This window comes from Chryseobacterium sp. IT-36CA2, assembly GCF_949767875.1.
Classification (GTDB): domain Bacteria; phylum Bacteroidota; class Bacteroidia; order Flavobacteriales; family Weeksellaceae; genus Chryseobacterium.
Genome location: NZ_CATKPG010000025.1, coordinates 109083 through 132333, shown reverse-complemented (window position 1 = coordinate 132333; position 23251 = coordinate 109083). Strand labels below are relative to the sequence as shown.

Annotated in this window: 24 protein-coding genes and 1 riboswitch; of the genes, 15 read left to right on the top strand and 9 right to left on the bottom strand. The window is 37.1% G+C overall.

Going from position 1 to position 23251, the window contains the following annotated elements; translation table 11 throughout:
- Positions 1-24: 24 nt before the first annotated feature.
- The 3 genes from asnB (at position 25) to serS (ending at position 3815) form a co-directional block, all read left to right on the top strand.
- Positions 25-1923 (top strand): asparagine synthase (glutamine-hydrolyzing), encoded by a 1899-nt coding sequence (gene asnB, locus ACM6F9_RS20980; protein WP_414847465.1) that lies wholly within the window; start codon positions 25-27, stop codon positions 1921-1923.
- Between the two features lie 38 nt (positions 1924-1961).
- Positions 1962-2480: a hypothetical protein gene (locus ACM6F9_RS20975; protein ID WP_414847464.1), complete on the top strand. Its 519-nt coding sequence runs from the start codon at positions 1962-1964 to the stop codon at positions 2478-2480.
- 66 nt (positions 2481-2546) lie between these two features.
- Entirely contained in the window at positions 2547-3815 is a 1269-nt protein-coding gene (gene serS / locus ACM6F9_RS20970) for a serine--tRNA ligase (protein WP_105703483.1), read from the top strand.
- A 57-nt stretch (positions 3816-3872) separates the two neighbouring features.
- Here the strand turns inward: serS and ACM6F9_RS20965 are convergent, their stop codons facing one another.
- The 9 genes from ACM6F9_RS20965 to ACM6F9_RS20925 form a co-directional block, all read right to left on the bottom strand.
- On the bottom strand, positions 3873-4610 hold the full coding sequence (locus ACM6F9_RS20965) for a hypothetical protein (RefSeq protein ID WP_414847463.1): 738 nt from the start codon (positions 4608-4610) through the stop codon (positions 3873-3875).
- A gap of 18 nt (positions 4611-4628) precedes the next feature.
- On the bottom strand, positions 4629-5354 hold the full coding sequence (locus tag ACM6F9_RS20960) for a sulfite exporter TauE/SafE family protein (protein ID WP_129040771.1): 726 nt from the start codon (positions 5352-5354) through the stop codon (positions 4629-4631).
- Positions 5345-5797, bottom strand: coding sequence for a FixH family protein (locus tag ACM6F9_RS20955; RefSeq protein WP_414847462.1), 453 nt, complete (start codon positions 5795-5797; stop codon positions 5345-5347). The genes ACM6F9_RS20960 and ACM6F9_RS20955 overlap by 10 nt, the downstream gene beginning before the upstream one ends.
- A 10-nt stretch (positions 5798-5807) precedes the next feature.
- Complete coding sequence (ccoG, locus tag ACM6F9_RS20950; RefSeq protein WP_414847461.1) at positions 5808-7262, bottom strand: cytochrome c oxidase accessory protein CcoG; 1455 nt, start codon at positions 7260-7262, stop codon at positions 5808-5810.
- Between the two features lie 94 nt (positions 7263-7356).
- Entirely contained in the window at positions 7357-8238 is an 882-nt protein-coding gene (locus ACM6F9_RS20945; RefSeq protein WP_414847460.1) for a cbb3-type cytochrome c oxidase N-terminal domain-containing protein, read from the bottom strand.
- Positions 8239-8248: 10 nt separating this feature from the next.
- Positions 8249-8449, bottom strand: coding sequence for a cbb3-type cytochrome oxidase subunit 3 (locus ACM6F9_RS20940; protein WP_002983870.1), 201 nt, complete (start codon positions 8447-8449; stop codon positions 8249-8251).
- 16 nt (positions 8450-8465) lie between these two features.
- On the bottom strand, positions 8466-10727 hold the full coding sequence (ccoN, locus tag ACM6F9_RS20935) for a cytochrome-c oxidase, cbb3-type subunit I (RefSeq protein ID WP_414847459.1): 2262 nt from the start codon (positions 10725-10727) through the stop codon (positions 8466-8468).
- 21 nt (positions 10728-10748) lie between these two features.
- Positions 10749-10961: a cbb3-type cytochrome oxidase assembly protein CcoS gene (gene ccoS / locus ACM6F9_RS20930; protein WP_047424690.1), complete on the bottom strand. Its 213-nt coding sequence runs from the start codon at positions 10959-10961 to the stop codon at positions 10749-10751.
- Positions 10962-11070: 109 nt separating this feature from the next.
- Complete coding sequence (locus ACM6F9_RS20925) at positions 11071-13449, bottom strand: heavy metal translocating P-type ATPase (RefSeq protein WP_414847458.1); 2379 nt, start codon at positions 13447-13449, stop codon at positions 11071-11073.
- A gap of 88 nt (positions 13450-13537) precedes the next feature.
- On the opposite strand from ACM6F9_RS20925, the gene ACM6F9_RS20920 reads away from it, so the two are divergent.
- The 12 genes from ACM6F9_RS20920 (at position 13538) to ACM6F9_RS20865 (ending at position 23148) form a co-directional block, all read left to right on the top strand.
- On the top strand, positions 13538-14251 hold the full coding sequence (locus tag ACM6F9_RS20920) for a Crp/Fnr family transcriptional regulator (protein WP_034692595.1): 714 nt from the start codon (positions 13538-13540) through the stop codon (positions 14249-14251).
- A 61-nt stretch (positions 14252-14312) separates the two neighbouring features.
- A complete protein-coding gene (gene panB / locus ACM6F9_RS20915) occupies positions 14313-15128 on the top strand; it encodes a 3-methyl-2-oxobutanoate hydroxymethyltransferase (RefSeq protein ID WP_047377336.1) in 816 nt (271 codons plus the stop codon).
- Between the two features lie 3 nt (positions 15129-15131).
- The gene (locus ACM6F9_RS20910) at positions 15132-15446 is read left to right on the top strand and encodes a hypothetical protein (RefSeq protein WP_126652688.1); all 315 of its coding nucleotides are present in this window, start codon (positions 15132-15134) and stop codon (positions 15444-15446) included.
- An 11-nt stretch (positions 15447-15457) separates the two neighbouring features.
- On the top strand, positions 15458-16135 hold the full coding sequence (locus ACM6F9_RS20905; RefSeq protein WP_414847457.1) for an RluA family pseudouridine synthase: 678 nt from the start codon (positions 15458-15460) through the stop codon (positions 16133-16135).
- A gap of 142 nt (positions 16136-16277) precedes the next feature.
- Positions 16278-16374, top strand: a riboswitch (TPP riboswitch).
- A 57-nt stretch (positions 16375-16431) separates the two neighbouring features.
- Complete coding sequence (thiS, locus tag ACM6F9_RS20900; RefSeq protein WP_105684220.1) at positions 16432-16638, top strand: sulfur carrier protein ThiS; 207 nt, start codon at positions 16432-16434, stop codon at positions 16636-16638.
- A 24-nt stretch (positions 16639-16662) separates the two neighbouring features.
- On the top strand, positions 16663-18474 hold the full coding sequence (gene thiC / locus ACM6F9_RS20895; RefSeq protein WP_414847456.1) for a phosphomethylpyrimidine synthase ThiC: 1812 nt from the start codon (positions 16663-16665) through the stop codon (positions 18472-18474).
- Positions 18471-19058 (top strand): thiamine phosphate synthase, encoded by a 588-nt coding sequence (locus ACM6F9_RS20890; protein ID WP_414847455.1) that lies wholly within the window; start codon positions 18471-18473, stop codon positions 19056-19058. Before thiC ends, ACM6F9_RS20890 begins: the two co-directional genes overlap by 4 nt.
- A complete protein-coding gene (locus ACM6F9_RS20885) occupies positions 19034-19771 on the top strand; it encodes a hydroxymethylpyrimidine/phosphomethylpyrimidine kinase (protein WP_414847454.1) in 738 nt (245 codons plus the stop codon). Before ACM6F9_RS20890 ends, ACM6F9_RS20885 begins: the two co-directional genes overlap by 25 nt.
- A gap of 5 nt (positions 19772-19776) precedes the next feature.
- A complete protein-coding gene (locus ACM6F9_RS20880; protein WP_414847453.1) occupies positions 19777-20391 on the top strand; it encodes a thiamine phosphate synthase in 615 nt (204 codons plus the stop codon).
- Positions 20388-21164 (top strand): thiazole synthase, encoded by a 777-nt coding sequence (locus ACM6F9_RS20875; protein WP_414847452.1) that lies wholly within the window; start codon positions 20388-20390, stop codon positions 21162-21164. The genes ACM6F9_RS20880 and ACM6F9_RS20875 overlap by 4 nt, the downstream gene beginning before the upstream one ends.
- A gap of 9 nt (positions 21165-21173) precedes the next feature.
- Positions 21174-22292, top strand: coding sequence for a 2-iminoacetate synthase ThiH (gene thiH, locus ACM6F9_RS20870; protein WP_414847451.1), 1119 nt, complete (start codon positions 21174-21176; stop codon positions 22290-22292).
- A 145-nt stretch (positions 22293-22437) separates the two neighbouring features.
- A complete protein-coding gene (locus ACM6F9_RS20865; RefSeq protein ID WP_414847450.1) occupies positions 22438-23148 on the top strand; it encodes a HesA/MoeB/ThiF family protein in 711 nt (236 codons plus the stop codon).
- Positions 23149-23251: the final 103 nt, after the last annotated feature.

The window sequence follows — 23251 nt, the reverse complement described above, 5'->3', positions numbered from 1 at the left end:
TTACAAATCTATTAAGTCTTTACTATGTGCGGAATCAGTGGCTATTATTCATTTCATAAAAGTATTTCCTCTACAAATATTCTGGAAATGAATCAGGCGATCAGACATCGCGGACCGGATGATGAAGGATTCTGGCTATACAATGTGAGGCAGGGAGTTTCCTATTCAGGGAACGATTCTACTCACAAAATTAAAGAACAGTTTCCGGTTTTACAGGACCGTAATTCAGATATTGCATTGGGCTTCCGCAGATTATCTATTATTGATTTATCTGAAAAAGGACATCAGCCCATGCTTTCGGAGAATGAGCAAATTATTATCACCTTTAACGGAGAGATTTATAATTTTAAAAAATTAAGAAAAGAACTCGAGTCTTCAGGACATTTCTTTCATAGCAATTCTGATACTGAAGTTATTCTCAAAGCTTATCAGGAGTGGGGAAACTCAGCTTTTGCTAAGTTGGATGGAATGTTTGCCATCTGTATTGTTGATCTCTCCAGCCAGAAACTTATACTTGCAAGAGATAGAGTAGGAATGAAACCTCTTTTTTATCATCAGAGTAAAGATGGATTGGTTTGGGCATCAGAAATAAAAGCATTGTTAAAAAATGAATTTGTAAAACCTGAAATTAATTGGGATGGAGTCTATACCAATTTTCTGTTTCAGACAACATTGGCTCCACAAACCTGTTTTCAGCATATTTTTTCCCTGGAGCCTGCTTCCTTTATGACCGTTGATTTAAAAAATCAGAAGATCATCAAAGAAAAATTCTGGAAATTGCCATCCCCGTCATCGAAAAATATTTCTGAACAAGAAGCAGTAAGAAAAATAGATGAGCTGCTTTCCAAAAGTATTTCTGAGCAGTTATACGCAGATGTTCCTGTGGCGATTATGATGAGTGGAGGAATAGATTCTACCTTAATTGCTTCGAAATCAGAACCTTTTAATGTCAATATTAATACATACACGATATCTTATCCGTTTTCTGAAGAAGAAGTGAAGAATGCCTCTCTGGCAGCCAGACATTTTGGTGTTTCTCATGAGATAAAAAACGTAAGTGATGGAGAAGCTCTGGAGCAGCTTAAGGAAAATATTCAGCATTTTGAAGAACCTTACAGCAGTTTTGAAGTTTTGATCAATGCAGCAAAATATGCACATGACCAAAATTTTAAAGTTGTATTAAGCGGAAACGGAGCTGATGAGCTCTTCGCAGGCTATTCTCATACGTTGAAGCTGAACAGATGGCTTCTGATGAAAAATTTTAATTTTATAAAACCATTTATTTTCACTAGGGATAAATTTTCCCAACGGGTAAAGAACTATTTCTCACAGGATGATATGTTTGATTTTTTCAGACAAAGCCAGATCAGTATGATGCCTTTGGAAGTTAAAACTCTTATCCAACCTGATATTTATAATAAAATTGATTCAAATCTTTCAAAATATCATGTTTCAGAAACAAAAAATTATTCAGGATATTTTGAATACGATATGAAATATTCGTTGTCTTCCCACCATGTTTTCCGGGATGATCTAAGTGCAATGAAATACAGCGTGGAATTTCGTTATCCCTATCTGAGTAACAGTCTGATAGATTATGTATCGGCACTTCCGGAGAATATTAGGTTTAATGGAATTCAGAATAAACCTTTATTGCGGAAAACAGCTGAAAAATATCTTCCTCAGGAAGTTTTGAATATGCCAAAAAAAGGATTTTCATTTCCTGTCAATTATTTCATTAAAAATGAAAAAAGGGTAAGAGAATTTATAGCTGAAACTCTTGAAAGTTTAAAAAAGAGGAATTTTTTCAATGCTGCGGTAATTGATGAGTGGTGGAATCATCAGGAACATGAATATGACTGGGTGAAAATATGGCAGCTGGTTACTTTTGAACTTTGGTATCAGAAATATTTTGAAAAATAAAGAAGCAGCCTAAAGATTAATATTTTACCTTTGTAGCTATGATGAAATATTTTTGGAGCATATTTGTTGCGGTTTTTGCACTGGTAAGTTGTAAAAGTGATGATGATTCTTTGCAGAGAATAGATCAGGTACTTAATATCTATATGAAAAACAGTGCTGGTCAGGATCTTCTGAATAATAAATTGACAGGATCTTATACCGGATTTTCTGTCAATGATGTCTTTGGAACAAAAGATATCGCTCCGGTAAGTATTCCTTTAAAACAGTCTCCGGAATCATTATACTATATGGAATATATAGCAGGGGCAAAAAGAAGAAGGCTGGATTCTATCAGCCCGGATCAGCCCGGTACAGGAACATCTCTATATTCCAGAATGTTGATTACATTTACAAAAAGTACCAATGCAAATGATAATGTTACAGGATTACTGGAAGTTCAGTATCGTAATACCCCTACAGCATTTCAGGTTTCAAAGGTCTTGTATGATGGAAACGAAGTATTTTCAAAAAATGCTAATGCACCAACTTCGACAAATACTATTACGATCACAAAATAATTTTTAAATTTGTACAACTGTTAGCTTATTATGAGCTAAACATCTAATATTTAACATCTAAATAAAATGTTACAAGTCAATTTTTTGCGCGACGATAAAGAACGCGTTTTAGAAGGTCTTAAGAAAAGACAATTCAAAAATCTTGAGTTGGTAGACGAGGCTATCGCTGCCGACGACGAAAGAAAAAGAATCCAGTTTGAACTAGATTCCCAGCTTGCCGAAATCAACAAAATTTCGAAAGAAATCGGATTATTGATGAAAGAAGGGAAAAAAGAAGAAGCGGAATCTGCAAAATCTAAAACAGCACAATACAAAGAGTCGAGTTCAGAATTGAAATCCCAGTTAGAAGTTAAAGAAAATGACTTACTGAATATTCTGTACCAGCTTCCGAACATTCCCAATGAATTGGTAAAAAGCGGAGCTTCTGCTGATGATAATGAAATGATTTTCCAGTCTCATCCGGTAGAAGGTCTTGGTGAAGGAGCTATTCCTCACTGGGAACTGGCAAAAAAATACAACTTAATTGATTTTGAATTAGGCGTAAAAATTGCCGGTGCAGGTTTCCCTGTTTATTTAGGGAAAGGAGCAAGATTACAGAGAGCTTTGGTTCAGTATTTCTTAGATAAAAACGTAGAAAAAGGCTATACAGAAGTGAATCCTCCTCACGTTGTCAATGAAGCATCTGGTTTTGGGACCGGACAGCTGCCGGATAAAGAAGGACAGATGTATTATATCAACGAAGATAAATTATATCTTATTCCTACAGCAGAAGTACCAGTAACGAACCTTTACCGTGATGTATTGCTTGAGGAAAAAGATCTTCCGATCAAAAATACAGCTTTCTCTCAGTGTTACAGAAGAGAAGCAGGAAGCTACGGAGCTCACGTAAGAGGACTAAACCGTCTTCACCAGTTTGAAAAAGTAGAAATTGTAAGAATTGAAAAACCAGAGAACTCTTATGCTGTTTTGGAAGAAATGGTAGAGCATATCAAAGAAATTCTTACAGACCTTGAACTTCCGTTCAGAGTATTGAGACTTTGTGGTGGTGATACTGGTTTTGCATCTGCGATGACGTATGACTTTGAAGTATGGAGTGCTGCTCAGGAAATGTGGCTTGAAGTAAGCTCTGTGTCTAACTTTGAAACATTCCAGGCAAACAGACTGAAGTGCCGTTACAAAGGAGATGGCAAATCTCAGTTAGTTCATACCTTAAACGGATCAGCAATGGCTTTGCCAAGAATTATGGCTGCATTGCTTGAGAACAACCAAACAGCAGAAGGCATTAAACTTCCTAAGAAGATTGCAGAGTATGCGAGATTTGACGTAATCAACTAAATTAATCAGTAGTTTAGTCTACAATAAAAAAACCACCGGATTCCGGTGGTTTTTGCTTTATTCTGTAACAATGATAATCTTTTTATCTGCGTTTTTTAGTTTTGTATCTTTATCATAAATGGCTTTCAGATCGTAATCTATTCTTATCGAATGGTCATCAATCTGTTTTACCCAGTCATGTTTCCCTGAAATGGATTGTATAGGATTCTCGAACTTTAAAGTGGTACCAATCTTTTTGAAAAACATTGCCATCATACCGGCTATTTTTTCAGATTCTTCCTTAGAACTTTTGGAGCGGATAGCCTCTTCAATACTTTTAAGATTAAAATTTTCAGTATCAATAGTGAGGGTTTTCCCATCCCAATTATTGTAAATATTCTGATCCAGAGGTATTTTTTCTGTTTTTGTAAAACTTTTTAGAACCAGATAATCTTCCGGTGCAAAATGTTCCATTTTAAAAGAGAAACCTGCCAGTTTATTATCTTCTTTTGTAGACTTCATGAAGATTTTTTTCATGATTCTGATGGAGTCTGGATTTTCAGTTTTTAATTTTCCTTCTTTTTTGGAAAGATCATACATACTTGTCCAGGTCGTCGGAAGCCTGTCCATTTCCCCAAATTCCTTTTGTTTTAATGAATCCGGAGTCATCGCCATCATTTCAGACATAAACTCTCTTGTATCAATATCCGTAACGGAAGTAGAGGCGGCATCTTTATGATAGACAATTTCAGAATTCACACTGCAGGATTGCAGTATAAAAAGGCTAATCAGGAATAAGACAAAGGTTTTCTTCATGGTTTATTTAAATACAAATTAATGACAGTTTACAGCTCCGTTCGGATCTTTAACAATCGTCATCGCTTCTGCTTTCGGAGAAACATAGGGAATTCCCAGCTCAAGACCTCTTAGAATGAATAATCCTCCCAAAATAATCATGATAACGGGAACAGCTTTCAATATTTTCACCCTAAAGGCTTGATTCATTAGGTTTCCGGCTAAAACAATAGCAAACATGAATGGAAGGGTTCCAAGGCCAAATAAAGCCATATATAAAGCTCCCTGCCATATTCCACCACCTGCGAGGCTGGCGGTAAGAGCCATGTAAACCATTCCACATGGTAAAAAGCCATTAAGAACTCCTGTGGAGAATCTTGAACGGTAATCTGCCTTCTGAAGAAGTTTTCCTAAATTTAATTTGACAGAGTATAAAAATTTGGAAAGGAAAGGAATTTTCGAAGCAAAATCTTTTCCGCCAAATGAAAATACAGCCATAATGATCAGAAGAACTCCTGCTGTTATGGTAAGATATTTCTGAAAGCCAGCCATTTCAAATCCCTGCCCGATAATTCCAAGAAGCGCACCCAATAATGAATAGGTGAAAATTCTTCCGAATTGATAGGTGAGATTCTGAAGATAGAAGTTAGCGGCCTGTTTTTTGGTCAATCCCATCGACAAGGCAATAGGGCCGCACATTCCGATACAGTGAAAACCGGAAGCAAAGCCTAAAGCAATAGCCGATACAATAAGTCCTATTTCCATATCACGTCATAATCCATTCGGTAGTCTGTTTTATCTTTGGTCCAACTTAATCTTAACGTATAGTTTCCTACTTTCAATACCTGTGCTGGTATTGTAAAAGACTGGCTGGCATCAAGCTGTACAGATTTTTTGATGTCTAAATTCTGGTCGTCGGTTCTGTTTAAAACAAATTTTACCGTAGTATTTGAGTTGTTATATTCTTTTGGAAAAGTAATTTTAATTCCCTTCGTATCCTGGCTGTATACAGGTTTTTCCTGCAAGTCATCTGCTTTTTTCTTGGCATCAATGACATCCTGATATTTCAACTCCTCTTCATAATAATTATCCGTTACCATTTCAGAGTTCTTCTGCCCGTTCGGGAAAAGAAACATCATGGATAATATAAAAGCGATGAATGCAAATAATGCAATTACAACACCGTGTCCCCAACTAAAGTTCTTCATTTTTTTTTAATTAAAATTGCAGTTTAAATGGCCCTTCAAAATAAGTCTGATAAGAATCAATCAGTTTGCCTTTCATATCATAAACACCAATTGTGATATTCTGTTTAGAGAGTTTCATATCATTTTCCGGGAAGCTGATATTGATCGTTCCCTTGGAAATTTTATCTCTGTCTACCTGAATCTTGCTTGATGCACTATAAGTAATCTCGCCATGTGCCGGCTCCATTACTTTGATGGTAACGATTTTTTTGTCGTTCGTTTTATTAAGGAAAGTATAATTATAAGTATTGGTAATTTTACCGTCTCTTACAAAGAATGTGCTTCCTGCCGGTTTGATGAATTTAGCTTCCATCTCACCACGGCTGTATAATAGATACCCCAGGAATCCAACTAAAAGGAATAAGAATATGGAGAATCCTTTCATTCTTCCGGTAAACTTGAACTGAGTCTGCTGCTCAATTTCGTTCTCAGAAGCATATCGAACCAATCCTTTTGGAAGGCCCACTTTTTCCATGACTTCATCACACGCATCAATACATGCTGTACAGTTGATACATTCCAATTGCTGCCCGTCTCTGATGTCAATTCCGGTAGGACATACCACTACACACTGGTGGCAGTCAATACAATCTCCTTTTCCGGCTGCTTTCCGGTCTTCACCTTTTCTCCATTTTGACCTGTTTTCTCCTCTTTTAAAATCGTAGAAAACGTTGATAGTATCTTTGTCAATCAATACACCCTGAAGTCTTCCGTAAGGACATACCAATGTACAAACCTGTTCTCTGAACCAAGCAAATACAAAATAGAATGCCGCTGCAAGAAGGATCATTACAATAAAATTGGTAGGATGTGCAAATGGCCCTTCACCTACAATTTTAAATACCTCTTCATAGCCTACAATATACATAAACATGAAGTGAGTAATGATCAATGAAATAACAACATAAACAGTCCATTTCAAGCTTCTCTTCCAAATTTTCTCGCTGTTCCACTCCTGTCTGTCCAGCTTCATCTGCTTATTTCGGTCACCTTCAATCAGATATTCGATTTTACGGAAGATAGATTCCATAAAAATTGTCTGAGGGCAAATCCACCCGCAGAAAATTCTTCCGAACGCAATCGTAAAAACAATAATAAAGATTAAAGAGGCGATAGCACCTAAAGTGAGGATAAAAAAGTCCTGTGGATAGAAAGGCTGTCCAAAAATGAAAAACTCCCTGTCTATGACATTGAACAATAATAAAGGGTTACCATTGATTTTGATGAAAGGTAACGTAAAGTAAATAATTAATAATAAATAGCTTACAATGTTTCTATAGTTGGTGTACTTCCCTTTGGGTTTTCTTGGAAATACCCATCTTCTCTTTCCGGATTGCTCCATTGTCCCTATAGAATCTCTGTAAGTCTCAGGATCCAGAACCTGTCCCTGTCCGCCGCGTACTTCTATTTCTTCTATGTCTGACATATGTAATAGGTTTTAAAAAAGAAAAAACATAATTCGTTACTATTTTAATCTAATAACAAATTATGTTTTTTTCATATGTTTCTAATTTTTTAAATTATTCTTTTTCCCAATGTGCTTCAGTTCCTTGAGGAGCTGCTCCTCCCTGAGCTGGAGTCACTGGTGGTTGTTCCTGATTGATGTGATATACATACGCTGCAATCTTCTCAATCTCTGCACCTGAAACTTCTCCGTTTTTACCGAATGCTCTCATGGCAGGGTTAGTAGGAGAACCATTCCAGTCCATGTGGAATACGTTTTTGAATAACGTTTTCTCAGGCTGGTTGATCCAGTAGTTATCAGTAAGGTTTGGTCCGATACCTCCACTACCGTCTTCTTTGTGACAAGATGCACAGTTTGTTTTGAATAATTCTTTACCTTCTGCAATATTATCAGCTGAATACTTAGCTGTTTCAATTGTTACAGGAGGTTGAGATTTCTGGTATTCTTCAATACTTGCTAATTGCTCTTTATATTCTTTTTCATATTCGCTTAACGGGTGAGCGAAGTCTGTGAAAGAGTATGCTGCAATATATACAATACAAAAAGCAGTCCCAAAATAGAATAAACCTACCCACCATTTTGGTAATTGGTTATCCAGCTCCATGATCCCGTCGAAACCGTGGTCAATAAGGATATCTTTTTCTTCAGTTTCAGATTGCTTTTTGAAGGCTGCATCATACATTCTTCTTAAGAAAGGAACTTTCTTTTCAGCTAAATAAGCTGCTTTCTCTTCCGGAGATAATTTTTTGAACTTATTGTTCTCAATAAGGTCTCCAATAGCACTATGAATATAGGCAAGGATACCAGCGATTACAACAGTTCCCCAGAAGTAAGGCGAAGCTAGGAACGCGTAGCTCTGTACAAACAAATAATAAAAAACTATTAAAAGCCCAATTATTATTAAGATGTTTACGACAACAGGTGTTCTTTGTTTCATAAAAAATAGTTTAATTTTTTAAATTAAAATCGTCATCCTCATCATCCCCAAGTGGTGCTTCTTCTTCTTCTTTGTAATATTTCTTAGGCCTGCTAAAAACATAGATTACTAAAGCTATGAAGAACAGCATAAAGAAAATCAGAGCCAGCGTCTGGTAGAAACCAGCGTTTTCTGTATTGGATAATATATCTTTAAAGTTCTGAGGAATCATATGAACCTTTTAATGTTTAGTTATTACTTGCTGTTTTGATTTCAGTTGTTTTGATATCTGTACCTAATCTCTGAAGATAAGAAATAAGAGCTACAATTTCTTTTTTCTCTAGTTCTCCCTGAGGTCTCTTAGCATAAGCTACTTTAAGGTCATTTGCTTCAGAGAAGATATCTTTTACAATTTTTGCCGATTGGTTGTTCGCCCATTTGTCTGCAGAATCGATTTGAGCCTTAGTATAAGGTACATCGAATACATTCTTCATCAGCTTCATTTTGTCTACCATCTTAGTTCTGTCTAAGTCAGTAGCAATTAACCAAGGGTAACGAGGCATGATAGAACCTGCAGAAGTAGATCTTGGGTTATACATGTGTTTGTAGTGCCAAGAACTTGGGTTTTTACCACCTTCTCTATGTAAATCCGGTCCTGTTCTCTTAGAACCCCATAGGAATGGTCTGTCATATACGAATTCTCCAGCTTTGGAGTATTGTCCGTTTTTACCATTGAATCTTGTAATCTCATCTCTGAACGGTCTGATCATCTGAGAGTGACAAGCGTTACATCCTTCACGGATATAGATATCTCTACCTTCAAGTTCTAGAGGTGAATAAGGTTTCACTGCAGAAATCGTAGGTACACTTTTCTTAAGAGATAGTGTAGGGATGATTTCAATTGAACTACCGATAGATATAGTGAAGAAAGATAAAATACCTAATAATACCGGAGTTCTTTCCAGCCAAAGGTGAGTACCTTCTCCTTCTTTTCTGTTTTTACTGATGTTTGCCAATGCAGGAGCTTCAGCAGGAACTTCTTTCTGGAATGATCCTTTTCTTACTGTAGCAATTACGTTGATAATCATTAGGATAGATCCTGAGATATAGAATAAACCTCCTACGAATCTCATTTTGAAGTAAGGAATAATTGCTGTTACTGTATCCAACCAGTTTTTCCATAATAAGGTTCCGTCCGGGTTGAATTGCTTCCACATTAATCCTTGTGTAAATCCTGAAATATACATTGGTACTGCATAGAAAATGATTCCTAAAGTACCTAACCAGAAATGCCAGTTAGCTAATTTTACAGACCAGATTTTTGTTCTCCACATGATTGGTACCAGATAATAGATAACCCCGAATGCCATGAAACCATTCCATCCAAGAGCTCCTAAGTGTACGTGACCGATAACCCAGTCTGTAAAGTGACCAATTTTGTTGATATTTTTAGTTGCCAAAAGCGGTCCTTCAAACGTTGCCATACCATAACAAGTAACAGCTACTACAAAGAACTTAAGGATAGGATTTTCTCTTACTTTATCCCAAGCTCCTCTCAGCGTAAGAAGACCATTTAACATACCTCCCCAAGATGGTGCAATAAGCATGATAGAGAACCCTGTTCCTACCGCCTGAGCCCAAGCTGGAAGAGCTGTATACTGAAGGTGGTGAGGACCAGCCCAGATATATACGAAAATTAATGACCAGAAGTGAATAATAGACAGTTTATAAGAGAATACCGGTCTGTCTGCAGCCTTCGGAAGGAAGTAATACATTAAACCTAGAACCGGAGTCGTCAATACGAATGCAACCGCATTGTGTCCATACCACCACTGTACAATAGCATCTTTCACCCCTGCATATGCTGAATAAGATTTCCAGCCTGTGAAAGATAAAGGTACTTCAAGGTTGTTGAAGATGTGAAGCATTGCTACTGCAATCCAGGTACCAATGTAGAACCAAATCGCTACATAAAGGTGTCTCACTCTTCTCTTTGAAATAGTCAGGAACATATTGATACCAAAAATGATCCATGAGAATGCGATCAATATGTCGATCGGCCACTCGTGTTCAGCATATTCCTTAGAGGTATTGATCCCCATAAAGAATGTAACGAACGTAGCAACGATCATAAACTGCCAAGTCCAGAAATGTAACCAAGACAATGTGTCACTGTACATTCTTGTTTTTAATAATCTTTGTAATGAGTAATAAATACCCGTGTAAACAATGTTACAAACGAATGCAAAGATTACGGTGTTGGTGTGCAGCATTCTGATTCTACCAAAACCAAATGCACCATGAGTGTTTATTAAACCTTGAATGTTACCCGATGCCAAACTTTTAATGGTTGTGTCATCCGTCCCGAAAAAGAATTCCGGTAATTCAGGGTAGAAAAGCATTAATGCCGCCGTAAGCCCGAACGTAAATCCAATGAGACCGAAAACTAAGGTCGCATAAAGGAACGCACGGACAATACTATTGTCATAACTAAACTTCTGTGTTTCCATATCAACTATTCACTATTTTTCTCAATTTTTATTATTTTCTCCTATTTCTTTCTCGTCTTTATCTTTGTTGCCTGGTTCATCATTTTCTTTGACTTTTTCATCATCGAAAAGGATTCTGACAGCAGGAGATTCATCATCTTCAAACTGTCCTTTTCGGGCATACACTATAAATACGACCAAGAAAATCGCAGCTAAAGAAACACTGCAGAGGATCATTAAATATAGAATATCCATTGGACAACAAAATTAACCTATTTTCGGGGTTCAAATTTAGTGAAAAATAATGACATTCATCACGAAATGCCGATTTCAGCTAATTTAAAATCAGTCTAAATAAGGGCTTCTACGCCTGTTTTTTGAAATGTTTACGACCTAATATCCAGGTTGAAAGTGTGGTAAAGGTAACCACCGTAATCGAACTGATTGGCATGATGATTGCAGCGAAGAGCGGATGCATATGCCCTGTAACAGCGTAACTTAAACCAACAATATTGTACAGAAAACTGATTATAAATGTCATTTTCACAATGGTAATAGAACCCTTACAAACGTTCAGGTAATTGTCCAGAGTAACTACTTTATCTCCATTCATAATCACATCAGAAGATGGGGTAAAACTGTTCGTATCGTCAGCAATAGCAATTCCTACATTACTTTGTTTTAAAGCACCTGCATCATTAAGACCATCTCCAAGCATCGCTACTTTCATGTGCTGATCCTGAAGGGTTTTGATATAGTTCAGTTTGTCTTCCGGGCTCTGGTTAAAGGCCATTCCTTTGTAATTTGGAATAAGCTCTTTAAGCTGATTTTCTTCTGAAGAATTATCTCCGCTCAGAATAAATATTTTGTAGTGGGTAAGTTTTGTGAAGAGTTCTCTCAGCTTCGGACGGTATTCATTTTTAAAGATGAATTTTCCTAAATATTCTCCGTTTTTACTGATGTAAACTGCTGTTTCAAGGTTTTTAGGTTCCTGGTTGTTATAACGTGCAGATCCTATTTTATAAAGAGTTCCTCTTACGCTTGCTTCGTATCCTTTTCCGGAGATTTCAACGAAATTTTCTACCGGGAAGTAATCATCATTTACTTCAAAGAATTCATATAATGATTTTGAAAGCGGATGGTTGGAGTTCTTTAATAATGTCTTAATATTCAGAGAATCAAAGTTATTGATCTCAGATCCTTCGTATTTTATGTTTGATTTTTTTCTGTGGGTGATGGTTCCTGTTTTATCAAAAACAATCGTGTCCAGCTTAGCAATTTTTTCAATCGTTAAAGTGTCTTTTACATAGAATTTATTTCGGCCTAAAATCCTCATAATGTGCCCGAAAGTGAACGGTGCAGATAATGCGAGCGCACAAGGACAAGCAATGATCAGGATTGCTGAAATAACCTGGAACATTTTATTTAAATCAATAAAATACCAATATGTTCCTGCGACTAAAGCGATACCTAAAATAATGAATGTAAAATATTTACTGACATTATTTGTCAGAGTATCAAGACCTGTTTCGTGTTTTTTAAATGCTTCTTTATTCCAAAGCTGAGTTAAATAACTTTGATCTACGTTTTTAATTACTTCAAGTTCTAAAGAAGATCCTACCTGTTTTCCTCCGGCAAAAATCTTATCACCAGGCTGTTTGCTGATACTTTCACTTTCTCCTGTGATGAAACTGTTGTCTATATTTCCTTCTCCGTTAATCAGAATAGCGTCTACCGGGATGATTTCCTGGTTTCTAACCAAAATTCGGTCTCCTACTTTTACTTCTGAAAGAAGAATATTATCCTGTTTTCCTTCGAAATCTACTTTTGTTACGGCAATGGGATAGAAAGATTTGTAATCTCTGTCATAGGACAGAGCATTGTAGGTTCTTTTTTGAAAAATTTTCCCAAGAAGCATGAAAAATAACAGTCCGCAAAGAGTGTCGAAATATCCTGGTCCATAATCTGTTACCACTTCGTAGATACTTCTTCCATAGAGAACAAAAATTCCTAAGACAATCGGAACATCAATATTGACGATCTTATTTTTTAAACCATACCAAGCAGATTTATAATAATCTGAAGCTGAATAAAATACAACAGGTGTTGCCAGAAGAAATATCAAAGTTCTGAATAAACCTCTGTAATGTTCCATCCAATAATCTTCTCCTCCGATATATTCAGGGAAGGCAAGGAACATTCCGTTGCCAAATGCAAAAGCAGCGATGGCAAATTTTACCAATAAAGATTTGTCAAGGTGATCTTCATTTTTATCAGCAGTTTCAAGACTGATAACCGGTTTGTATCCAAGATTAGTTAAAAACTTAGCGAGTTCGCTTAATTTCAGATCGTTATGATTGAATGAAATCTGCAAGGTCTTTCTTGTAAAGTTAACCTGCGAATATTTAATATGCTTATTTAATGTGTGAAGGCTCTCTAGTAGCCAGATACAGGAAGAACAGTGAATTACAGGGATTTTAAACGTTACAAGGCTGGTATTTCCCTCAGAGAAATCTGTAACTTTTTCAAAGATTTCCGGGGTATCTAAGTAGTCAAATTGAGAAGAATTTTCATCATTCGGACGAATTCCCGCTCCTTTATTAAGCTCATAGAAATTACCTAAATGATTTAAATTTAGAATCTCGTAAACAGACTTACATCCATTACAACAGAAAGTCTTTTCATCAAATAAAATTCTCTCTTTTTCTATCCCTTGACCACAATGAAAACAGTTCTCGCTCACCCCATAAAATATTGAACTACAAAATTATAACAATTTTTTTTGTTTATCGCGTTAAAAAGTTCTATTTTTGTGATAAATATCATATAAAATGCCGCAGGAACAACAGATAGCAATTGAAGAGAGGTTCGCCAGAGTTTTTAATGATAAATCATTTAAAGAAAGACTTTCTAGCGCAGATTTTGAAAAATATATTAATGGCAAAAAGAAACTGAGTTTTCAGAAACACGATACCATTTTCGAGGATGGTGAGACTCCAAAAGGAGTGTTCGTTCTGGAAAAAGGGGCTGCCAAACTTTCGAAATCAGGAGCGTTCGGGAAAGATCAAATTTTAAGATTTATCAAAGAAGGGGATATCATCGGCTATCGTTCTTTGCTTTGCGGGGAAAATTTCCAGGCCAAAGCAGAAGCAATGACAGATATTGAATGTGTGTTCTTACCCGCAGATATCTTTATGTATCTTTTGGAGGTAGATCCACAGCTGTCTTTCGTAATGCTTCAGAAAATCTCATACGAATTAGGAGAATCTTCCAATACGATTACTTTCCTTGCTCAGAAAACAGTAAGAGAAAGACTGGCAGAAATTCTGTTGCTTTTGGAACAGAAGCTGGGTGTAGATCCTGAAGGTTTTATCAAGATCTCATTAACGAGAGAAGAAATTGCCAATATTATCGGTACCGCTACAGAAAGTGCCATCCGTCTGATCTCAGAATTCAAACAGGATAGTCTGATTGAAGTAGACGGAAGAAATATCAAGATCTTAAATCACGACAAACTCATGAAACTCGGTCACGTAGTTTTATAAAATCATACAAAACTTAAGTCGGCTGAAGGCCGACTTTTTAACTTTTAAAAATAGATAAATTATGTCTGTTCACTCTGAAATTAAAAAAGTTACGACTGAAACCTTGCGTAAAATGAAATTCGACAAGGAAAAAATAACCATGCTTACAGCCTATGATTTTACCACAGCGAAAATGGTAGACGCAGGCGGAGTAGATGCTATTTTGATTGGAGACTCTGCAGCAAATGTAATGGCTGGTTTTGAAACTACCCTGCCTATTACGCTGGATCAAATGATCTATCATGCTCAAAGTGTGGTAAGAGGGACCGACAGAGCTTTGGTAGTAGCAGATTTACCTTTCGGAACTTATCAGAGTAATCCTGAAAAAGCACTGGAGTCTGCGGTAAGAATGATGAAGGAAGGTGGAGCACATGCTGTGAAAATTGAAGGTGGAAAAGAGATTTCCAAGTCTATCAAAAAGATCATCAATGCCGGAATTCCGGTAATGGGACATTTGGGATTAACGCCACAGTCTATCTATAAATTCGGAACCTATAAAGTAAGAGCTAAAGAAGAAGCAGAAGCTGAAAAACTGATCGCTGATGCACAACTTTTGGAAGAATTAGGATGTTTCTCCATTGTATTGGAAAAAATTCCTGCAGAATTAGCCAAAAAAGTAACTGAAAGTATTTCTATTCCTACCATCGGAATCGGAGCAGGTTCAGATTGTGACGGACAGGTTTTGGTGTACCATGATATGGTAGGAATGAACAAAGGTTTCAGCCCGAAATTCTTAAGAAGATACCTTGACCTTTACACAGAAATTACAGGAGCTGTTGCTCAATACGTAAAAGATGTAAAAAGTGTTGAGTTTCCAAACGAAAACGAAAGCTATTAATCCATGCAGAATCAACAATCTATCCAGGGAATATTATCTATCGCAGCATTGATTTGCCTTGCTGTAGGATGGTTTAATCTATTTTCTCCGGAAATCAATCATTTACTTTCAAGAAAAGTTTTTTATGTGCTGATAGGAGCAAGTTTCTTTATTCAGGCTCCACTGCTTACGAATAAGAACTTTGTATATGCAATGTACGCTGCTGCTGCGATCTGTGTGCTGGGAGCGTTTATTCCGGAAGATTCAAAACTTTCTGCTGTTAAAACTGTAGGTCTTCTGGCAGGGATTATCCTGTCATTATCCAATAGAAGAAGATAGACTGAAGAAGTATGAAGGAGCAGATTATATATGAAGACAATCATCTTCTGGTGATTAATAAAAAGGTGGGGCAGCTTGTACAAGGTGACAAAACCGGAGATGAATCACTATTAGAATCTATCAAGAATTTTATAAAAATAAGAGATGCTAAGCCGGGAAATGTTTTTCTCGGCTTGGTTCATCGTATAGACCGTCCTACATCCGGGCTTGTGATCTATGCAAAAACGTCCAAAGCTCTTTCCCGTCTTACCCAGATGGTGAAAAACCGTGAAGTGAAGAAAACGTATTGGGCAGTTGTAGGGAAAGAAATGATCCCACAAAGTCAGAGGCTAGTTCATTATTTAAAGAAAAACGAAAAGAACAATAAAGCGATTGTTTTTCCAAAAGCTACAGAAGGAGCAAAAGAAGCGATTCTAACTTATAACGTGATCAAGACTCTGGATAATTATCTTCTTCTTGAAATTGATCTTGAAACCGGAAGACATCATCAGATCAGAGCACAGTTATCCAAAACAGGAGTTCCCATCAAAGGAGATCTGAAATACGGAGCACTACGTTCCAATCCTGATGGAGGAATCAATCTTCATGCAAGAAAACTGGAGTTTATTCATCCGGTAACCAAAGAAAACATTGAGATCATAGCTCCTGTTCCGCAGAATGATGCGATCTGGAGAGCTTGTGAAGAATAATAAAAAAAAATTAAAAAGAGGCTGGGAGTTTTATACTTTCAGCCTCTTTTTTTTGATTAAATAATTTCCAGATTCCATTATCGGGATTCAAACAGTGTCTTTCAAAAAATTTTGCCCATTCTAAAAAAATGTCTAACTTCGTCCCAAACTTTAGGGGTGTCTGTTACCAACAGACTGAGACTTTACCCTTTGAACCTGATCTGGATTATACCAGCGTAGGGAAAAGTAGATGACTTTTGCTGTACATTCTATTGTACAATAATGGCCATTCCTAAAGTATATTTAAATTATTAGGAATGGAACTTATTATCAACCACACCAGAAAAACATTTGATGTACTTCCTGAAAACCTGGAAGCATTATTGGCTATTGAGTTACCCGGAAAGAAAAAAGGTATCGCTGTAGCACTCAATAATCGCATTATTCCCCTGTCAGTCTGGGCGGAAACCATCCTTAACAACAACGATTCAGTTTTAATCATTACTGCCACTCAGGGCGGTTAATTCTCATATTTAATACCAATACTTATGGCTCACTCCATTACATGTTCGCCATTTCCGAACTCAAAGAAAATCTATGTTGAAGGAACATTACACCCTATCAATGTAGCAATGCGTGAAATACAGCTTAGCCCGACCAAATTAACCAATGGCGGCTTTGAACATAATGCTCCGGTAACGATTTATGACACTTCAGGTCCTTATACCGATGAAAATGCAGTTATTGATATTCAGAAAGGACTTCCAAGAATCAGAGAACAATGGATTCTGAATAGAAATGATGTAAATATTCTGGACGGAATCACCTCTGAATACGGAAAAGCCCGTTTAGCAGATCCTCGTCTTGATGAATTAAGGTTTTCCTATGATCATAAACCCAAAGTAGCACAGGAAGGAAAAGAAGTTACACAGCTTTACTATGCAAAACAGGGAATCATCACTCCGGAAATGGAATATGTGGCGATCAGAGAAAATCAAAGAATAGAACAGCTTGATTCTGTATCTAAAGAAATGGCTTTTCAGCATCCGGGACACAGTTTTGGGGCAAATACTCCAAAAAGTAAGATCACTCCGGAATTTGTAAGAGACGAAATTGCAGCTGGAAGAGCGATCATCCCCAATAACATTAATCACCCGGAAAGTGAGCCGATGATCATTGGAAGAAATTTCCTGGTGAAAATCAATGCTAATATTGGAAACAGTGCCGTTTCGTCGAGTATCGAAGAAGAGGTAGAAAAAGCGGTATGGGCCTGCCGATGGGGAGGTGATACCATTATGGATCTTTCAACCGGGAAAAATATTCATGAAACAAGAGAATGGATTATCAGAAACAGTCCGGTTCCTATTGGTACTGTTCCGATCTATCAGGCATTGGAAAAAGTAAAAGGAGTTCCGGAAGATCTTACGTGGGAAATTTTCAGAGATACCTTAATTGAACAGGCAGAGCAGGGAGTTTCCTATTTCACTATTCACGCAGGAGTTTTGTTGAGATACATTCATTTAACAGCAAAAAGAGTCACTGGAATTGTTTCCAGAGGAGGATCCATCATGGCAAAATGGTGTTTGTTCCATCATAAAGAAAGCTTCCTGTATACTCATTTTGAAGAGATTTGTGAGATCATGAAGAAGTATGATGTTGCTTTCTCTCTTGGAGACGGTCTTCGTCCGGGATCTATTGCAGATGCCAATGATGCCGCTCAGTTTGCAGAACTTGAAACTTTAGGTGAGCTGACGAAAATTGCATGGAAACACAATGTACAGGTGATGATTGAAGGGCCTGGGCACGTTCCGATGCATATGATCAAAGAAAACATGGAAAAGCAGCTGGAAGAATGCCATGAAGCTCCGTTCTATACTTTAGGCCCTTTAACAACGGATATTGCACCAGGTTATGACCACATTACTTCTGGAATCGGGGCTGCCATGATCGGATGGTTTGGATGTGCGATGCTTTGTTATGTAACTCCGAAAGAACATTTAGGACTTCCAAATAAAGATGATGTAAAAGTGGGAGTAATTACTTATAAGCTGGCTGCTCACGCTGCAGATTTGGCAAAAGGGCATCCCGGAGCACAATACAGAGACAATGCATTAAGTAAGGCAAGATTTGAATTCAGATGGGAAGATCAGTTCAATCTTTCATTAGATCCTGAAACTGCAAGAGCTTATCATGATGAAACACTTCCTGCAGAAGGAGCAAAAATTGCCCATTTCTGTTCCATGTGCGGGCCGAAATTCTGTTCAATGAAAATTACTCAGGAAATACGTGAATCTGCGGAACAAGGAATGCTGGATAAATCACAGGAATTCATTGAAAAAGGGAAAGAAATTTATATATGATCCTCGTTATCACTCCTGAATTGATTGTTCCCAAAGAAACAAATCTTATTAATCAAATGTTTCAGAAAGGTCTTGACCTGCTTCACATCCGTAAACCATGGTTCAGCCGGAATGAAATGATTGAATTCATCACTCAGATTGATAAAACCTTTTATTCACAGTTGGTACTGCATACACATTACGATCTTGGAAAGGAATTTAGTATTTCAAGATTTCATTTTAGGGAGATCGATAGGAAGGAAGGAATGTATAAATCTTTTGCAAAAGAAAATACAATTTCAACTTCAGTACATGATATCACAACCTATAATACTTTGGATAAAGAATGGGAATATGCTTTCATAAGCCCGTTCTTTCCAAGTATCTCCAAAAAAGGATATGGACTGAATTCCACTATTAAAGAAGAAATAAAACACGGGAATAATCCAGATGTCAAATTGATTGCCCTTGGAGGAATTGATCAGAATAATATCCATAAAGTTTTTGAAACAAAAGCAGATGGTGCTGCTTTGTTAGGAGCTATCTGGGAAAGTGAAGAACCCTTAAATGTATTCAGAAAATGCAGGAACGCCCTTATGTTATAAGTATTGCAGGCTTCGATCCCAGTGGTGGAGCAGGCTTATTATCAGATAGTAAAACCTTTGAACAATCGAAAGTAATAGGACTGGGAGTATGTACTGCATTGACATTGCAAACCGCTGCCAAATGCCTGAGCTTAGAATGGCGTCCTATAGATGAAGTAGTTGAAGCTATTCATGTGCTGATGGAAAATTACCCCGTTTCAGCCGTGAAAATTGGAATAGTGAAGAATGCAGAATTTCTAGGTAGAATTGTAGAAATAGTTAAAAAAAAGGACCCTGAAGTAAAAATCGTTTGGGATCCGGTTCTGAAAAGTACTTCTGAATTCTCTTTTTTTGATCTTGAAACACTTTCCCAATTAAAAAATACGGTTAATCAACTCAGTTTGATAACTCCCAATTATAACGAATACAATGTTTTAAAGGAAAATAATCTTCTGCCGGATACCCACAAATGTTCATTATTGATCAAAGGAGGACATCGGGAAGATCATTTAGGAACGGATGTTTTAGTTGAAAACGGAAAAGAAACTCTTTTAATTCCAGCAGAAGACAGTGCAACCTATTTTCCTAAACATGGCTCCGGCTGTGTTTTATCATCAGCAATAACCGCAGAACTTGCGAAAGGTGAAAATAGGGAAACTGCCTGTAGAAAAGGGAAATTATACATCGAAAAATTTTTAAAAAGCAATCCCTCTTTACTGGGAACACACTCATAGTAAATATGGAAAAATTACAATACATATCACAGGGAAATACCCAACAGGAACAAGAACTTTGTATCCGTAAAGCCCTTGACAACGGGATCAAATGGGTACAGGTTCGATGGAAAAATGCTCCTGAAAACGAATTAATCAATCTCTGTGAAATTTCAAAACAACTTTGTTCAGAATATCAGGCGGTTTGTATCATCAATGACCATGTACAAATAGCCAAAGAAATAGATGCAGATGGCGTTCATTTAGGATTGAACGACAGTACCATTGAAGAAGCAAGATTGATTTTAGGTGAAAATAAAATTATTGGAGGAACAGCTAATACCCTTTCAGATGTCATCCAGAGAATCAAAGAGTCTTGTGATTATATAGGTTTAGGACCATTGAGATTTACCACAACCAAAGAAAAACTAAGTCCTGTTCTTGGATTTGAAGGCTATCAGGCTATCATTGATGGATTAAGAGAGAAATCAATAGACACTCCTAAAATATTTGCTATCGGAAGCATTACCCTTGATGATATTTTGCCGTTACAGGAAATCGGGATTTATGGTGTTGCTGTATCGGGGCTCATTACCAAACAGCCGACCCTAATTAATGAACTAAAAAAAGTAATGATATGAACAATCAGAAATTAGAAATAGCAGGAAGAATTTTTGAATCAAGACTGTTTTTAGGAACAGGAAAATTCGGAAGTATGAGAGATATGGTACAATCTGTTATCGCCTCCGAAACCAATATGGTAACCATGGCGCTCAAAAGAATTGATGCCCAATCCAGTGAAGACGATCTGCTTGATTCATTAAAAGAAACCAAGGTTCACCTTCTGCCAAATACCTCCGGAGCCAGAACTGCAAAAGAAGCTGTATTGGCTGCACAACTTGCCAGAGAAGCATTAGAAACTAACTGGGTAAAACTGGAAATTCATCCGGATCCTAAATATTTACTGCCGGACCCTATTGAAACCTTGTATGCCACTGAAGAATTGGCCAAATTAGGATTTATTGTAATGCCTTACATTCATGCAGATCCTGTTTTGTGTAAACGTCTTGAGGATGCCGGAACCGCTGTTGTTATGCCTTTGGGAGCACCTATTGGTACAAATAAAGGATTAAGAACACAGGATTTTCTGGAAATAATTATCAGTCAGAGTAATGTTCCCGTAGTGGTAGATGCCGGAATCGGGGCACCATCAGATGCTGCAAAAGCAATGGAAATGGGAGCTGATGCAGTTTTGGTTAATACTGCTATTGCTGTTGCCGGAAATCCATTGAATATGGCTGTCGCTTTTAAAGAAGGCGTGATTGCCGGCAGAAGAGCCTTCGAATCAGGATTGGGTGCCATTGCCAACCATGCTGAAGCTTCAAGTCCGCTTACTTCGTTTTTATTTGAATAAATCAGACTCATGAAAAGCTTTAAAGATGTTTTTGAAAACTACCAATGGGATGAGGTAAAGAATAAGCTTGAAAAAGTAAGTCTGGCTGATGTAAGATATAGTCTTCAAAAGAAAAATAAAACCCTTGACGATTTTCTGAATCTCCTGTCACCAGCAGCTTCTCAGGAACTGGAGCTGATGGCAAGATTGACGCAGATGCTCACTCAAAAACGATTTGGAAAAACCATCCAGTTGTATGCACCGCTATATCTCAGCAATGAGTGCCAGAATATCTGTACCTATTGTGGATTCAGCCTTGATAATAACCTGAAAAGGAAAACGCTTTCTGATATCGAACTGATGATTGAAGCCTCAGTGCTAAAATCTATGGGAGTGAATCATGTATTACTGGTAAGTGGTGAAGCCAATAAAATAGTGGGAGTTCCTTATTTTCAGAATGCTGTCCGTAAGTTAAAACCTCATTTTTCCAATATTTCCATTGAAGTTCAGCCCTTAATGGAAGAAGAATACAGATTGCTTCATGAAGAAGGGGTACATTCTGTTTTGGTGTATCAGGAAACCTACCATCAGGATGTCTACAGAGAATACCATCCGAAAGGTAAGAAATCAAACTTCCATTTCCGTCTGGAAACTCCGGACAGAATAGGAAGCGCAGGCATTCATAAAATTGGACTCGGAGTTCTCCTTGGCCTTGAAGATTGGAGAGTAGACAGTTTTTTCAACGCATTACACATTGATTATCTTCAGAAACAGTACTGGAAAAGTAAATTCTCAGTTTCCTTTCCAAGGCTCAGACCCGCAGAAGGAATTATTGAACCTAATTTCATTATGGAAGATAAAGACCTTCTTCAACTGATCTGTGCCTACAGAATCTGGAATGAAGACCTTGAAATCTCCATTTCTACCAGAGAAAATGAAGTATTCAGGAATAATATAGTGTCTTTGGGAGCCACAGCGATGAGTGCAGGCTCAAAAACCAATCCGGGGGGGTATGCTGTGGATAAAGAATCTCTGGAACAGTTTGAAACCAGTGACGAACGAAGCATGGATGAAATCAGACTCATGATCAAAAAAGCAGGTTATGATCCTGTAATGAAAGACTGGGATTCTGTTTACAGTGGATTTTAAATTTTTAAACCATTAAGAATTTTGAAGAAGTGAAGTTGAATTAAGAGGAATCGAAGATTTTTAAGACAGTATCTTTTTCAGGCGAGGCTCACCTTAGGTATTCTTATAAGCTTAAAGAATCTTAATGGTTCAATTATTATAAAGTATGAAAAAAGAAGATAATTTTTCAAGGTACAGCCGACAAATATTTATCGAGGAAATTGGATTGGAGGGACAAAAGAAAATAAGGTCTTCCAAAGTCCTTGTCATAGGGGCAGGAGGTCTGGGAAGTCCGGTTATCCAATATCTGGCTGCTGCAGGAGTAGGAACTTTAGGCGTTGCAGATTTTGATAAAGTTGAAATTCATAATCTGAACAGACAGATCATTCATGCCGAAAATAGAGTAGGGCTATCCAAAGTGAAAAGCGCAGAAACATTTGTGAATGAACTCAATAATCAGGTTATATTCATTGGAATTGAAGAAAAAATCAATGAAGAAAATGTTGAAGAAATCCTTTCTCAGTATAATATTATTGTTGATGGTTCAGATAATTTTTCTACAAGATATCTGGTGAATGATACCTGCGTGAAGCTAAAGAAAACTTTGGTTTATGGAAGTATTTTAGGCTTTTCAGGACAAGTTGCTGTATTTAATCATAACGGAAGCAAAAACTTGAGACATATTTTCCCTGAACCTCCTTTTGATGAAGATGTACCAGATTGTGACAGTCTTGGTGTATTGGGAGCTCTTCCAGGAATGATAGGCAGTATGATGGCTCTTCAGTCGTTAAAAATTATTACTAATCTTCCTGTGAGTGTTAATCAGCTGACTTTGGTAGATACGCTGAGTTGGAGATTTCAGACGATTGATTTTTGATGTAATATAAACACTAATATCACTAATATTTTCACAAATAACACCATTTTAATATCAATAGAAAGAGGCGGTCACCATTGGTGCCGCCTCTTTTACTTTATCT